The following is a 13,523-nucleotide window of genomic DNA, read 5'->3' as shown; positions in this document are numbered from 1 at the left end:
AGTTAAAAAGAGTGCTAAAATAGTGATTTTAAATTATAATTTTTCTAAAATAAAATTTGTCATCATGTTATACAGGTGTAAACGGGTTGTTCCACCAGATATACCATGGTTTCGATTTGGATATGAAAACTGATTAAATTGTTTATTTGCTTTTACCAACGCATTAATCATTTCTGCTGTGTTTTGGTAATGCACGTTATCATCAGCAGTACCATGTATCAACAAATAGTTTCCTTTTAACTTCTCAACATGATTTATTGGCGAATTATCATCATAACCAGTTGAATTTTCTTGAGGAGTTTGCATATAACGCTCGGTATAAATATTATCATAATACCTCCAGTTGGTAACGGGAGCAACTGCAACCGCAGTTTTAAACACATCGGCACCTTTCAATAAACATGAGGTAGATAAATAACCACCAAAACTCCACCCAAATATTCCTATCCTACTACCATCGATATAAGGTAGCGTTGAAAAATATTTTGCCACCTCAATCTGGTCTTCAGTTTCGTATTTGCCTAATTGCTTATAAATACTTTTTCTAAACTCTGCTCCTCTTCCTTCTGTCCCTCTGTTATCAACAGAAATAACAATATAACCTTTGCTAACTAAGTGTTGAAACCAATATTTGTTAAAGCTATCGTACTGGTCTAAAACGGTTTGATTTCCATCTCCACCGTAAACAAACATAAACAATGGGTATTTTTTGGTTGAATCAAAATCTACTGGTTTCATTATCCAACCATGTAAATCTTGATTGTTTACTTTAACCGTTAAAAATTCCTTTTTACTTAACGAATATTCATCCAATCTATTTACTAAAGGTTGGTTGTCTTCTATTACTCGAATTGTTTTTCCTTTATTATCATTAATAGTAACTAGGTAAGGCGTATTTGCATCCGACCAAGTATTGATGAAATAATTAAATGTGCTACTAAATTCAGCATTGCTTACACCATTTTTAGCATTTAGTTTTCTCTTGTCCTTACTTGATAATTTAACACTATAGATATTTCTTGAAACAGGCGATTCTTCAGTAGATTGGTAATACACCACTCCATTTTTTTCATCAATCCCATATATTTCAGTTACTTCCCATTGCCCTTTAGTTATTTGATTAATTAGTTTTCCTGATAAGTCGTACAAATACATGTGATTAAATCCATCTTTTTCACTTGTTATCAAAAACTGGTTTTTTGTTTCTAAAAATATGGTTGTTGGTATCTCAACATAACGCTCATCTTTTTCTTCGTACAAAAGTTTAGCTTGATTGGTTTCTACATTAACCAAATGAACAGCTAAGTTATTTTGTAAGCGATTAAGTATTTGAATTGCAACATTTTTAGAGTCGTTACTCCAATTAATTCTTGAAATATATTCGTATTCAACTGGTAAGTTTAATTTGGTATTCGCTTTAGTTTTTAAATCATAAACGTAAATGGCAACTTTCGAATTTTCTTCTCCAGCTTTTGGGTATTTGAAATTTATTTGATCAGGATATAAATCGTTATACAATTCCATGTGCCACTCTTTCACTTTACTCTCATCAAATTTGTAATAAGCAATTTTAGTTCCATCAGGCGACCATTCAAATGCACGTACTAAAACCAATTCTTCCTCATAAACCCAATCGGAAGCTCCGTTAATTATTTCGCCTTTTTTGCCATCGGTGGTAATTTGTATTTCTTGTTTTTTGGTTAGATCTTTATAATAAAGGTTGTTTTCTTTTACAAAAGCTACAGCAGTACTATTCGATGAAAACGTAGCGTATAGTTGTTTTTCTCCTTCCGATAATTTAGATAAAGATTTACTGCTTAAATCGTAAACAAAAAAATCTGATTTACTAGAATGGCGATAAATGGATTCTTCTTCAGAAGCAATTAATAGTTTAGACTCATCGGCATTGAAATTATAATCATCAAACGTAATAACTTTATCATTAAACTTTAATTCTTCGTTTTTTACCAATTCAGTTCTAAAGCTTTTATCTTTATATGAATATTTAACTAAATCATTTCCTGTTTTTGTACGTTCTAGTGAGGTGTAAAATACACCATCGTTTAACGACCTAATTCCACCAACAGATCTGGCGTAGAACGAATATGTTTTCCAAACATCATCAATGGTTACCTCTTTTTTTTGTGAATAGGCTTGACCAATAATTGTTGTTATTAATAGTATTAAAAATGAAATCTTTCTCATGTATATTGATTTTTGAAACCACGAATTTAACCAAAAATGAATGATTATCCCCACATCATCTACTGATAGTTTTGAGTAGTTTTGTTCTAATTTATAAATAACAATATGAATACCTACCAAGATTATAAAAATCATTTAAGCAAAATTGCTGATGTTGAATACGCTATCTCAGTATTAAACTGGGACCAAGAAGTATTTATGCCTGAAAAAGGGTCAAAACATAGAGCTCAACAAATTTCTACTTTATCAGGAATTGCACATGATCTTTCAACAAATGAAACTTTTGGCAAGTTAGTACTAAAACTATCTAAAGAAAAACTACCGGAATTAGAACAGTTAAACATAAAAGAGTCGTTAAAAAATTACGAACGAAATAACAAGTACACCACAGCCTTTGTTCAACAAATGAGCAAAACTATTTCTGAAGCTTTTATTGCTTGGCAGGAAGCCAAACAAAAAAGTGATTTTTCCATTTTTGCACCTAAATTAAAAGCATTAGTAAAACTTAAGCGCGAGGAATGTGAATTACTTGGCTACAAAAATCATCCTTACAATGCTCAATTAGATTTGTATGAACCAGGAGCAACAGTTGAGGACTTAGACATATTGTTTAATGATGTAAAAAAAGAATTGGTTCCTTTTGTTCAAAAAATTGCCAATGCAAAACAAAACGACGAGGGTTTAATGTTTAACTACTTCAACAAAGACAAACAACTTGCCTATACTGAAGAATTGTTAGCCCAAATGGGTTATGATTTTAAAGCTGGTCGTCAAGACATTTCTTCACACCCTTTTACAACCAATTTTGGACCATTAGATGTGAGGGTTACCACTCGAGTGGACGAAAACAATTTAAACGAAATTATGTGGAGCAGCATACACGAAGGTGGTCATGCTTTATACGAACAAGGTTTATTGGAAGAAAATTACGGATTGCCAGCAGGGAGTTATTTATCACTAGGGATTCACGAGTCTCAATCGAGGTTGTGGGAAAACAATGTTGGGAGAAGCTCAGCGTATTGGAACCACAATTTTAAAAGGCTTCAAGAGGTTTTTCCTGAGAACCTAGCTAAATATACGTCTGAAGACTTTTATAAAGCCATGAATATTGTTAAACCATCATTAATAAGAACCAGCGCTGATGAGTTGACTTACCACTTTCATGTGTTAATTCGTTACGAGATTGAAAAAGAACTTATTGCAGGAGCCATTGAAGTTGATGATTTACCTAAAATATGGAATAAAAAATACAAAGACTATTTAAACATTGATGTTCCAAATGATGCAAAAGGTGTTTTACAAGACATCCATTGGTCGCACGGAAGTTTTGGTTATTTCCCTACCTATTCTATTGGAAGTTTTTATGCCGCACAATTTTTTAATCAAGCTAAAAAAGAAATAAAGGGTATAGAAAATCAAATCGAAAATGGTGATTTAATTCCTTTACTAAACTGGTTACGAGAAAAAATACACATACATGGCAGATTATTTGCAGCTAACGAATTGTGTGAAAAAATTACGGGAGAAAAACTTAATTTTAAACACTTTTTAGATTATGCAAAAAACAAGTACAACAAACTATATCAATTAAAATAAAAATTATACCGAATGAAAAAGCTAATTATTATTTTTTCGGCTATTGGATTAATAGCTTGTAAAAACGGACAAAAATCAACCGCTATGGATAAAACAACTGCAACTGAAACTACAAATCCTCAAGACCAAGTTTTTGATGTAATTGTACAATTTATTAGTAAAGGAGAAGGAATTGCAAATGGTTTAAAAACAAAATTTGAAGAGGCTGTTGCAAATTTCAACAAAACAAACCACACCAATATTGAAGCAGAAGTGCGTCATTGGGGGCGTGAAGGTGAAACAGATTTGAATTATAACTTAAAAAACTTATCAACAAGTCAGAAAAAGGCTTTTATTACTATGGTTAAAGAAACCATAGGCGAAACGGACATGGCGTTTATTAAATACAACGAGAAGGGTGTTCAAAAAAGATAGTTGATTTTAATAAAAATTCAAAAAGATATAAGAACTTTGCTCATCCTAACCAATAAGGCTAAGATAAGTAATGAATTTTAAATTAATATTTTAATAAATTATCATGGAATTTAGTGGAGAGTCTATTGCCAAGTATTTAAACAATATAGGTATAAAAGGAGTTAAAGAAATCATTTACAACCCTTCATACGAGAGATTGTATGAAGATGAATTGAACTCATCATTAACAGGTTTTGAGGCAGGACAACTTTCTGAGTTAGGTGCAGTAAATGTAATGACTGGTGAATTTACGGGTAGGTCTCCAAAAGATAAATACATAGTTAAAGACGAAGTTACTAAAGACACCGTTTGGTGGGATTCTGATTATGCAGCGAACGACAACAAACCAACTACACAAGAAGTTTGGAACGATTTAAAAAAGACTGTTACAGACCAACTTTCTGAAAAAAAATTATATGTTGTTGATGCTTATTGTGGCGCTAATGAAAATACTCGTTTAAAAGTTAGATTTGTTGTTGAAGTAGCATGGCAAGCTCACTTTGTAAAAAACATGTTTATTCGTCCAACAGCTGAAGAATTAAAAACATTTGGTGAACCAGACTTCGTTATTTTAAATGGTTCAAAAACAACCAACAAAAAATGGAAAGAACATGGCTTAAATTCTGAAAATTTTATCGTGTTCAATTTAACAGAAAAAATGCAATTAATTGGCGGTTCTTGGTATGGTGGAGAAATGAAAAAAGGAATGTTCTCTATGATGAACTATTACTTACCTTTAAAAGGAATAGCATCCATGCATTGTTCAGCTAATGTTGGTGCAGCAGGTGATACTGCTGTTTTCTTTGGTTTATCAGGAACTGGTAAAACTACCTTATCTACAGATTCAAGTCGACAATTGATTGGTGACGATGAACATGGTTGGGACGACGATGGTATTTTTAATTTTGAAGGTGGCTGTTATGCAAAAACCATCAATTTAGATAAAAACTCTGAACCAGAGATATATGCAGCCATAAAAAGAGATGCTTTACTCGAAAATGTAACTGTTGATGCTAATGGAAAAATCGACTTTAAAGATAACTCTGTAACTGAAAACACAAGAGTTTCTTACCCAATCTATCATATCGATAATATTGTAACCCCTGTTTCTAAAGCTGGTCCAGCTAAAAAAGTAATTTTTCTTTCGGCTGATGCTTTTGGTGTACTACCTCCTGTATCTAAACTTACTCCAGAGCAAACTAAATATCATTTTCTATCTGGGTTTACTGCTAAGTTAGCTGGTACTGAAAGAGGTGTTACTGAACCTACCCCAACATTTTCAGCTTGTTTTGGTAAAGCATTTTTATCATTACACCCTACAAAATACGGTCAGGAATTAGTTAAAAGAATGGAAGCTAATGGTGCCGAAGCATATTTGGTAAATACTGGATGGAATGGTAGTGGAAAACGTATTTCTATTAAAGATACTAGAGGTATTATTAATGCTATTTTAGATGGTTCTATAGAAAAAGCCGAAACTAAAATAGTTCCTATTTTTAATTTAAAGGTACCTACTTCGTTGCCGGGTGTTGATTCTAATATTTTAGACCCAAGAGACACTTATAGTAACAAAGAAGAATGGAATGAAAAAGCTAACAAATTAGCTGGTTTATTTGTGAAAAACTTTGAAAAATATACTGACAATGCAGAAGGAAAAGCCTTAGTTGCTGCTGGACCTACAGTAAGCATTGAAGCGTAATTTATTTGTAATACATAAAAGAGTCTTGATTAATCAAGGCTCTTTTTTATTTATTATATTTAGGTAAATACATTGTACAAGTAAGTTGAAAAAAGATGAAAACAACACCTGAACACGATGAACGAATTGCAAAAATGACCTTTGCATCGGTATACCCACACTACGTTACCAAAGTTGAAAAGAAAGGTAGAACGACTGCAGAACTACATCAAGTAATTGAATGGTTAACTGGATATGATGAAACTAAGTTGAAGAAACTCATTGAAGAAAAAGTATCCTTTCAGCAGTTTTTTAAAGAAGCTAACTTAAATAAAAATGCTAGACTGATTACAGGTGTAATATGTGGTTATCGAATAGAAGAAATAACAAATCCAATTACGCAACAAACTCGGTTTTTAGACAAACTAGTTGATGAATTAGCCAAAGGGCGCAAAATGGAAAAGATTTTACGTACCGAAAAAACCTAAAACGGATTTATCTCGCTACATTATAAAACAAAAAAGCCCCGCGAATTGCGAGGCTTTTTATTTTGTTGGTGTAAAATTATTTTACAACATCAGCTAAAGCTTTACCAGCTTTAAACTTAGCAACTTTTTTAGCAGCAATTTTGATTTCTTTTCCAGTTTGTGGGTTTCTACCAGTTCTTGCAGCTCTTTTAGAGATTGAGAAAGTACCAAATCCGATTAACTGTACTGAATCACCTTTTTTTAATGATTTAGATACTGCACCTACGAATGCGTTTAAAGCGTTTCCAGCGTCAGCTTTAGTTAATCCAGCTTCTTTAGCCATTGCATCAATTAATTCACCTTTGTTCATGATTTAAAAAATTTAAGTTATTAATAATGTTATCAAATCAAATATAGGAGTTTTACAAAGTCAATGTACATAAGGGTTCAATAGTTATTAACAAGCTATCAACATTGATTTTACTACTACCTAGCTACTTCAAAAGTAAGGTTTTCTAATCCCAACACTGTGTTTGGGAAAACAACCTTCGACTCCTCTAATAGCAGGGTTAAGTCCTTATAACGATTAGAGAAGTGACCGATAATCAACAACTTAGCATTTGCCTTAGCTGCAATTTCGGCTGCTTGTTTAGCTGTACTATGGCACGTGGCCTCTGCCCTAGCGGATTCACGCTCCAAAAAAGTTGCTTCGTGATAAAGGACATCAACATCCTTTATTATTGGTATAATTTGTTCATTGTATTTGGTATCTGAACAGTAAGCATAGCTATAAGATGGCTCCGGGCTAAAAGTTAACACCTCATTTTTAATCACCTTTTTACCTTCTGGAAAATGGTAATCTACACCCATTTTCAACTTATTTAAGGCATATTTAGGTATAGCATGTTTTCTAACTTCTTCAATATTTATTGTTCTAGGCTTTATCTTTTCTTTAAACAAAAAACCTGTACACGGAATTCGGTGCTCTAACACAATAGTAGAAATAGTGACGTGTTCATCTTCAAACAATACCTCTGAACCATTGGTGTGCGTTTCATGAAAAATTAAAGGATATTTTAAATAACTGTGCGAGTATGATAAATTCATATCAATAATCTCTTTGAGTTGTTTGGGTCCATATACATTTAAAGGTAATGTTCTACCCAACAAATGCATGGTTTGAAGCAATCCCAGTAAACCTAAATAATGGTCGCCATGTAAATGACTAATAAAAATGTGGTGTAAGCGTTGAAATTTTATTTTGTGTTCTCGTAATCTGCTCTGTGTACCCTCTCCACAATCAACTAAATAATATTGCTCATTAATATTAATAAGTTGTGCGCTAGGATTACGAGATAAGGTAGGTGAAGCAGAAGCGCTTCCTAATATCAAAACACTAAACTTCGTCATCAAAATCTTCTGAACCCAAATCGCGTTCAAGTTCCTCCATAAATAAAAAGTCGATAGCCTCTGGTAAAGTTGGCGTAATGGTTAAAATACCATCCAATTGAGAAATTTTAAGTAACTTTTCTACCATGGGTTGTACTCCACATACAATAAAAGAACCATTTGATTCAGTACAAACTCTATTACCAATTAATAAAGCACTCAATCCTGACGAATCGCAATACTTCACTGCACTTAAATCCAACAAAATGTTTTTATCACCGTTTTTATTAAGGAGTACAAATTCTGCTTTTAAATCAGGAGCAAGAATAGAATCTAATTTCTCAGTAGAAACAGTAACAAGCGAATAGTTATCGTATTTTTTTGAAGTAAGACTCATGATTAGAATTTTGATTACCTAACAAATGTATAAAAAGTAATCATATTTTCAAACCACAAATTTGTTGAATACAAATTTAGTTCGTCATTACGGGCTTGACCCATAATCTATATATTATATTGGGATTGCGGGTCAATCCCACAATGACGTCTATTCATTTTCATCTTTATATGCCAGAATAATTTTTTTAACCAAATCGTGTCTAATAACGTCTTTCTCATCAAACGTAACAAAACCTATTCCTTTAACATTACCCAATATTTTAATGGCTTGAGTTAAGCCTGACTGTTGGTTTCTTGGTAAATCAATCTGGGTTTCGTCACCATTAATGATAAATTTAGCACTTCTACCCATACGAGTTAAAAACATTTTAAATTGGCTTTTAGTCGTATTTTGAGCCTCATCCAATATTACAAATGCTTTATCTAAAGTTCTACCTCGCATAAAAGCCAATGGTGCAATTTGTATGGTTCCATCTTCCATCATTTCTTTTAGTTTTTCTGCAGGAATCATATCTCTTAAAGCATCGTACAAAGGCTGTAAATATGGATCGAGCTTTTCTTTTAAATCGCCAGGTAAAAAACCCAAATGCTCACCAGCCTCTACTGCCGGACGAGTTAAAATAATTCTACGAACTTCTTTATTTTTTAATGCTCTCACCGCTAATGCAACTGCTGTGTATGATTTACCTGTACCAGCAGGACCAACTGCAAAAACCATATCATTTTTTTCGCTCAACTCAACCAACTTGCGTTGATTGGCAGTTTTGGCTTTAACAATTAAACCTGCGTTACCAAAAACCAACACGTCATCGTCGAGTTTCAAAGTATTGCTTTCTCCTTCTGCTGGCTCATCCATAAGGCGTTCAATATTATTTTCTGTTAATTGTTTGTACTTTAATAAGTGTTCAATCATTAAAGCAATTTTTTGTTGAAACAAGTTAACCTCTCCCTCCTCTCCTATTGCTTTTAGCGTTCCACCTCGCGATATTACTTTAAGTTTTGGAAAATATTTTTTTATCAAACTTAATTTGGCTTCGTTAACTCCTAAAAGTTCAACGGGGTTTACCCCTGAAATTTCTATGATTTTTTCGTTCAAATGATATTATTTTAATTGATAACTTTGGATTATATTATGATACGTTAAATATCAAAATTTAGTTTTAAAAAGATGATATTTACTGTTAATTAATTATCAACAATAAAAAATGCCAATAATTACACTTACATCAGATTTAGGATTAAAGGATTATTATGTTGCCTCTATTAAAGGTGCCATTTTAAGCCAAAATCCCGATGTAACTATTGTTGATATAACCCACGAAATACCTCCTTTCGATATGTCGAAAGCATCATTGGTGGTAAGAAACTGTTACAGAGATTTTCCTGCTGGTACTATTCACATTATTGGAGTAAACTCAGAAACTGATTTGGATATTCCTCACGTGGCTATTTTTGAAAATGGTCATTACTTTATTGGAGCCGACAACGGAATATTTTCGTTGATTTTTGATAAAGTACCCGAAAAAATTGTAGAACTGAACATTAGTCAGGAAACCGACAATGTTACATTTCCTACCAGAGATGTGTTTGTAAAAGCTGCTTGCCACATTGCTCGTGGAGGAACGCTTGAGTTGATTGGAAAAGCAAAAGAAACTATTGAAACCAAATCCTTATTTAGAGCCATATCTGAAAACAACTCTATTCGAGGCATGGTTAGTTATATCGATCATTACGGAAATTTATTGAGCAACATTTCTGAGCAGATGTTTAGAACATTTGGTAGAGGCAGAAAATTTGTTATTTATTTACGAAACGCTAACTACGAAATTTCTGAAATAACCAATGCTTACAATACCGTTCCTGATGGTGAAAAAGTTGCCATGTTTAGTTCAACAGGTTTTATTGAAATTGCTGTAAACAAAGGAAACGCAAGCAAATTATTTGGTGTAAAAGAAAGCGATTTAATACGTATTGAGTTTTATGATTAGAATTGTTAAGATGACTTTTGCTCCTGAAAACGTTGATGCTTTTTTGGAGAATTTTAATGAGAATAAAACCCACATTAGAAATTTTGAAGGTGTAGAACACCTAGAATTACTCCGCGATAAAAACAATCCGAACATATTTTTTACTTACAGCTACTGGAAATCGGAAGAATACTTGGAAAAGTATAGAGTTTCTGATTTGTTTAAAGGCGTTTGGGCAAAAACAAAACCATTGTTTAGTGCCGATGCCGAAGCTTGGAGTGTAGACAGTATTTACAACGTAAACCCATAGAACGCTGATGACACTGATAAATATGATAAAAGAAGATATTTTCTTGCCTCAAGCAAGTTTATCTGTGTTAATCATAAAAAATCGGTGTACTTGCCGCTTGGCAAGTCTGCGTTCCAATTTTATAATATAAACATGCCAACTCAACGCTCCTTATTTCTCGAACATGTTGCACAAACCAGCGATTTTCCATTAAGTTTAGAAATTGAGCAAGCCGAAGGCATGTATATGACGGATGTTGATGGTAAAAAATACCTCGATTTAATTTCTGGTATTTCGGTAAGTAATTTGGGACACCGCCACCCCAACGTAATTAACGCCGTTAAAGAACAACTCGAAAAATATACCTATTTAATGGTGTATGGCGAGTTTGTACAATCGCCACAAGTAAAATTGGCTACGCTTTTGGCAGACAATTTACCAAACACCTTAAACTCGTGCTACCTAGTTAATTCGGGTAGTGAAGCCAACGAAGGCGCCATGAAATTAGCTAAACGATATACGGGAAGACAACAAATCATCAGTTTTAAAAATGCTTACCACGGCAGCACACAAGGTTGTTTGAGCATTATTGGTAGCGACGATTTTAAAAAACCGTTTGAACCTTTATTGCCCAACATTACTCAACTGGAATTTAACAACGAAACAGATTTAGCACAAATAAGCACCAAAACGGCTTGTGTAATTGTTGAACCTATAATGGGAGAAGCTGGAGTTGTGGCACCAACCAATAACTTTTTAAAAAAATTACGAGATAAATGTACCGAAACAGGTGCTTTATTAATTTTTGACGAAATACAAACCGGTTTTGGACGTACGGGTAAACTCTTTGCTTTTGAACATTTTGGAGTAACTCCTGATATTTTAACCCTAGCCAAAGCTATGGGTGGAGGTTTTCCTATTGGAGCATTTATAGCCTCGAACGAGATTATGGGCAGCTTAAAAACCAATCCCATTTTAGGGCACATTACCACTTTTGGTGGGCACCCAGTAAGTTGTGCTGCGGCTTACGCCAATTTACAAACTTTACTAACTCAAAAGAATTTAATAAGCACTGTACCGCAAAAAGAACAGTTGTTTAAAGATTTGTTGAAGCACCCAAAAATTAAAGCAATACGTTCTTTTGGTTTATTAATAGCGGTAGAGTTTGATAGTTTTGAAACCAATAAAGCCATTATTGATGCCTGTATAGAAAATGGGGTGTTAACCGATTGGTTTTTGTTTAACGATAAATCGTTACGAATAGCACCACCATTAATTATTACCGAAGAAGAAATTAAAATGGCATGTGAAGTGATATTGGATAGTATTGAGTCTTAGAAAATTATTAACTTACAAATAGCTAGCACAATATGAAAAACATCTTAATCATTTCTTTCCTATTAATAATTGGTCAAAATGTTTATAATCAAAATATTGATTCATTATTTTTAGATGCTCATGCTGTTAATCTTGGATATGGTGAAGAATATAAACTAGAAAGATATTTCATCTATGACAAAATAGATAAAATACACTCTGGAGAAAAAGGAATAGCTCAAATAAAACGAAAATATTCTCTTTCTAAAAATTTAGTTTCTACCTCTAATCCTGAAATAAATATCGAACATAAACTATTAATTGATAAAAAGAGTGTTGGAAAAAACATTAGTTTAACAACTATTTGTTATATTATACCTTATAAATACGAATTGACACAGATCTTATTTTTACAAACATATTTTGATAGAAATATATATCTTGAAAATCAATTTATTAATTATTTTATTGGAGATTCCATTCCAAAATATGTAAAGAATAGTGCTGCAATTGACACTATTGATTTTTTAGGCAGAAAAATTATTCTTGGAAATATTTGCGACTGGAAAGGTCCTCATAATATTTCGTGTGCCAATAGAGGTCAAATAAGTTGGTCTATTTTTCAAAACGAAGAAATGGCAAAGCAAGACATAATAATTCAAAGATATTTAGCTTCAAAAGCTGCATTTTCAAGTATTCAATCAGAAGAAAATGTTGCCATTTTATTCGAGGGAATTCCAACAACTGCTATTAAAACAATTATAAAAATTAATGCTCCAAAAATAATTATGGGTGGTAGTAATTCACTTATAGCATATTATATAAGCCAAAAAATAAGAAATAAAAATGTTAGTTGTGTTTTAAGCCATTACACTAATGATTTCCGACTAGATGAATTACCTCCCCTATTATCAGAATTTATTACATTGATAAAATAAATTACAATTTCAATCAATCCACACTCTTCACAAAATACGATTCGGCAGTTGGTAACCAATCGGTAATTCGTCCTATACGTGTATCGTGGCTAGGGTGTGTACTTAAAAATTCAGGCGTACTGTTTCCTCCAGAAGCGGCTTTCATACGTTCCCAAAAAGGTATGGCTTCTTTAGGTTCATAACCAGCCATTGCCATAAATACCATTCCTAATTTGTCGGCTTCACTTTCTTGGTTTCTACCAAAAGCCAATACACCAGCACCAGTAGTAATACCATAAGCACCTAAAAACAAGGCTTGTGTTTCTGCTGGTTTTTCGCGTAAAGCCACTGCTAAACCTGCAGCACCTGCGGCAGCCACTAAACCTTGGCTCATGCGTTCGTTACCGTGTCGTGCAATAGCGTGTGCAATTTCGTGCCCCATTACCACAGCTAAACCAGCATCAGAATCGGCAACAGGCATAATACCTTGGTAAACCACTACTTTACCACCTGGCATACACCAAGCATTTACTACGTTTTGGTTTACCAAATTAAATTCCCATTTGTATCCAGCTATTCTACTCGATTGTCCTTCTGCTTTTAAGTATTTTTCCACAGCGTTTGCAATTCTGTTTCCAACTCGTTTAACCCTTTTGGTATTTTCTATCTCATCCGACATGGGCGGGTTTTCACTTAAAAAAGCACCATATTGCGTTAATGCCATACTCATCAACTGGCTTTCAGGCAACAAGTTCATTTGTTTTCTGCCCGAAATTGGCACTTTACTGCACGCTATTAAAGCAATTACTAAAATTGCTAAAAGACTTTTCTTCAACATACTTTAAT

14 protein-coding genes are annotated in these 13,523 nt (G+C 33.2%); 8 read left to right on the top strand and 6 right to left on the bottom strand.

Features of this window, described 5'->3' with window-relative positions; all coding sequences use genetic code 11:
- Positions 1–33 precede the first annotated feature (33 nt).
- On the bottom strand, positions 34–2,205 hold the full coding sequence (locus tag H6589_04795; GenBank protein ID MCB9173907.1) for a S9 family peptidase: 2,172 nt from the start codon (positions 2,203–2,205) through the stop codon (positions 34–36).
- A 105-nt stretch (positions 2,206–2,310) separates the two neighbouring features.
- Between H6589_04795 and H6589_04790 the strand changes: the two genes are divergently transcribed.
- The 4 genes from H6589_04790 to H6589_04775 all read left to right on the top strand — a co-directional run bounded on the left by H6589_04790 (position 2,311) and on the right by H6589_04775 (position 6,420).
- Positions 2,311–3,801, top strand: a complete 1,491-nt coding sequence (locus H6589_04790) for a carboxypeptidase M32 (protein ID MCB9173906.1) — start codon at positions 2,311–2,313, stop codon at positions 3,799–3,801.
- Between the two features lie 12 nt (positions 3,802–3,813).
- Positions 3,814–4,215, top strand: coding sequence for a hypothetical protein (locus H6589_04785; GenBank protein ID MCB9173905.1), 402 nt, complete (start codon positions 3,814–3,816; stop codon positions 4,213–4,215).
- Between the two features lie 103 nt (positions 4,216–4,318).
- The gene (gene pckA, locus H6589_04780) at positions 4,319–5,953 is read left to right on the top strand and encodes a phosphoenolpyruvate carboxykinase (ATP) (protein ID MCB9173904.1); all 1,635 of its coding nucleotides are present in this window, start codon (positions 4,319–4,321) and stop codon (positions 5,951–5,953) included.
- A gap of 95 nt (positions 5,954–6,048) precedes the next feature.
- Positions 6,049–6,420, top strand: a complete 372-nt coding sequence (locus tag H6589_04775; protein ID MCB9173903.1) for a DUF2200 domain-containing protein — start codon at positions 6,049–6,051, stop codon at positions 6,418–6,420.
- Between the two features lie 76 nt (positions 6,421–6,496).
- Here H6589_04775 and H6589_04770 read toward each other — a convergent pair whose 3' ends face one another.
- From H6589_04770 to H6589_04755, 4 genes are all read right to left on the bottom strand, one after another.
- Complete coding sequence (locus H6589_04770; protein MCB9173902.1) at positions 6,497–6,769, bottom strand: HU family DNA-binding protein; 273 nt, start codon at positions 6,767–6,769, stop codon at positions 6,497–6,499.
- A 116-nt stretch (positions 6,770–6,885) separates the two neighbouring features.
- Positions 6,886–7,809 (bottom strand): ribonuclease Z, encoded by a 924-nt coding sequence (locus H6589_04765; GenBank protein ID MCB9173901.1) that lies wholly within the window; start codon positions 7,807–7,809, stop codon positions 6,886–6,888.
- On the bottom strand, positions 7,796–8,185 hold the full coding sequence (locus tag H6589_04760) for an STAS domain-containing protein (GenBank protein ID MCB9173900.1): 390 nt from the start codon (positions 8,183–8,185) through the stop codon (positions 7,796–7,798). The genes H6589_04765 and H6589_04760 overlap by 14 nt, the downstream gene beginning before the upstream one ends.
- A 150-nt stretch (positions 8,186–8,335) precedes the next feature.
- On the bottom strand, positions 8,336–9,283 hold the full coding sequence (locus H6589_04755; GenBank protein MCB9173899.1) for a PhoH family protein: 948 nt from the start codon (positions 9,281–9,283) through the stop codon (positions 8,336–8,338).
- Positions 9,284–9,392: 109 nt separating this feature from the next.
- Between H6589_04755 and H6589_04750 the strand changes: the two genes are divergently transcribed.
- The 4 genes from H6589_04750 (at position 9,393) to H6589_04735 (ending at position 12,698) form a co-directional block, all read left to right on the top strand.
- Entirely contained in the window at positions 9,393–10,175 is a 783-nt protein-coding gene (locus tag H6589_04750; GenBank protein ID MCB9173898.1) for an SAM-dependent chlorinase/fluorinase, read from the top strand.
- A 10-nt stretch (positions 10,176–10,185) separates the two neighbouring features.
- Positions 10,186–10,464: an antibiotic biosynthesis monooxygenase gene (locus H6589_04745; GenBank protein MCB9173897.1), complete on the top strand. Its 279-nt coding sequence runs from the start codon at positions 10,186–10,188 to the stop codon at positions 10,462–10,464.
- A gap of 132 nt (positions 10,465–10,596) precedes the next feature.
- Positions 10,597–11,781 carry an aspartate aminotransferase family protein gene (locus H6589_04740; GenBank protein ID MCB9173896.1) on the top strand — a complete coding sequence of 395 codons (1,185 nt, stop codon included), beginning with the start codon at positions 10,597–10,599 and terminating at the stop codon, positions 11,779–11,781.
- A 32-nt stretch (positions 11,782–11,813) separates the two neighbouring features.
- Positions 11,814–12,698, top strand: a complete 885-nt coding sequence (locus H6589_04735) for a hypothetical protein (GenBank protein MCB9173895.1) — start codon at positions 11,814–11,816, stop codon at positions 12,696–12,698.
- A gap of 13 nt (positions 12,699–12,711) precedes the next feature.
- On the opposite strand, the gene H6589_04730 is transcribed toward H6589_04735, so the two are convergent.
- Positions 12,712–13,515: a M48 family metallopeptidase gene (locus tag H6589_04730; GenBank protein ID MCB9173894.1), complete on the bottom strand. Its 804-nt coding sequence runs from the start codon at positions 13,513–13,515 to the stop codon at positions 12,712–12,714.
- Positions 13,516–13,523: the final 8 nt, after the last annotated feature.

The organism is Flavobacteriales bacterium (assembly GCA_020635795.1).
Classification (GTDB): domain Bacteria; phylum Bacteroidota; class Bacteroidia; order Flavobacteriales_E; family Vicingaceae; genus Vicingus.
This window is presented reverse-complemented; position numbering and strand designations above follow the sequence as displayed.

Excerpts from the sequence above, each read along its gene's own strand:
- H6589_04795 (MCB9173907.1), bottom strand. The coding sequence starts at position 2,205 with ATGAGAAAGATTTCATTTTTAATACTATTAATAACAACAATTATTGGT.
- H6589_04790 (MCB9173906.1), top strand. The coding sequence starts at position 2,311 with ATGAATACCTACCAAGATTATAAAAATCATTTAAGCAAAATTGCTGAT.
- H6589_04785 (MCB9173905.1), top strand. The coding sequence starts at position 3,814 with ATGAAAAAGCTAATTATTATTTTTTCGGCTATTGGATTAATAGCTTGT.
- pckA (MCB9173904.1), top strand. The coding sequence starts at position 4,319 with ATGGAATTTAGTGGAGAGTCTATTGCCAAGTATTTAAACAATATAGGT.
- H6589_04775 (MCB9173903.1), top strand. The coding sequence starts at position 6,049 with ATGAAAACAACACCTGAACACGATGAACGAATTGCAAAAATGACCTTT.
- H6589_04770 (MCB9173902.1), bottom strand. The coding sequence starts at position 6,769 with ATGAACAAAGGTGAATTAATTGATGCAATGGCTAAAGAAGCTGGATTA.
- H6589_04765 (MCB9173901.1), bottom strand. The coding sequence starts at position 7,809 with ATGACGAAGTTTAGTGTTTTGATATTAGGAAGCGCTTCTGCTTCACCT.
- H6589_04760 (MCB9173900.1), bottom strand. The coding sequence starts at position 8,185 with ATGAGTCTTACTTCAAAAAAATACGATAACTATTCGCTTGTTACTGTT.
- H6589_04750 (MCB9173898.1), top strand. The coding sequence starts at position 9,393 with ATGCCAATAATTACACTTACATCAGATTTAGGATTAAAGGATTATTAT.
- H6589_04745 (MCB9173897.1), top strand. The coding sequence starts at position 10,186 with ATGACTTTTGCTCCTGAAAACGTTGATGCTTTTTTGGAGAATTTTAAT.
- H6589_04740 (MCB9173896.1), top strand. The coding sequence starts at position 10,597 with ATGCCAACTCAACGCTCCTTATTTCTCGAACATGTTGCACAAACCAGC.
- H6589_04735 (MCB9173895.1), top strand. The coding sequence starts at position 11,814 with ATGAAAAACATCTTAATCATTTCTTTCCTATTAATAATTGGTCAAAAT.
- H6589_04730 (MCB9173894.1), bottom strand. The coding sequence starts at position 13,515 with ATGTTGAAGAAAAGTCTTTTAGCAATTTTAGTAATTGCTTTAATAGCG.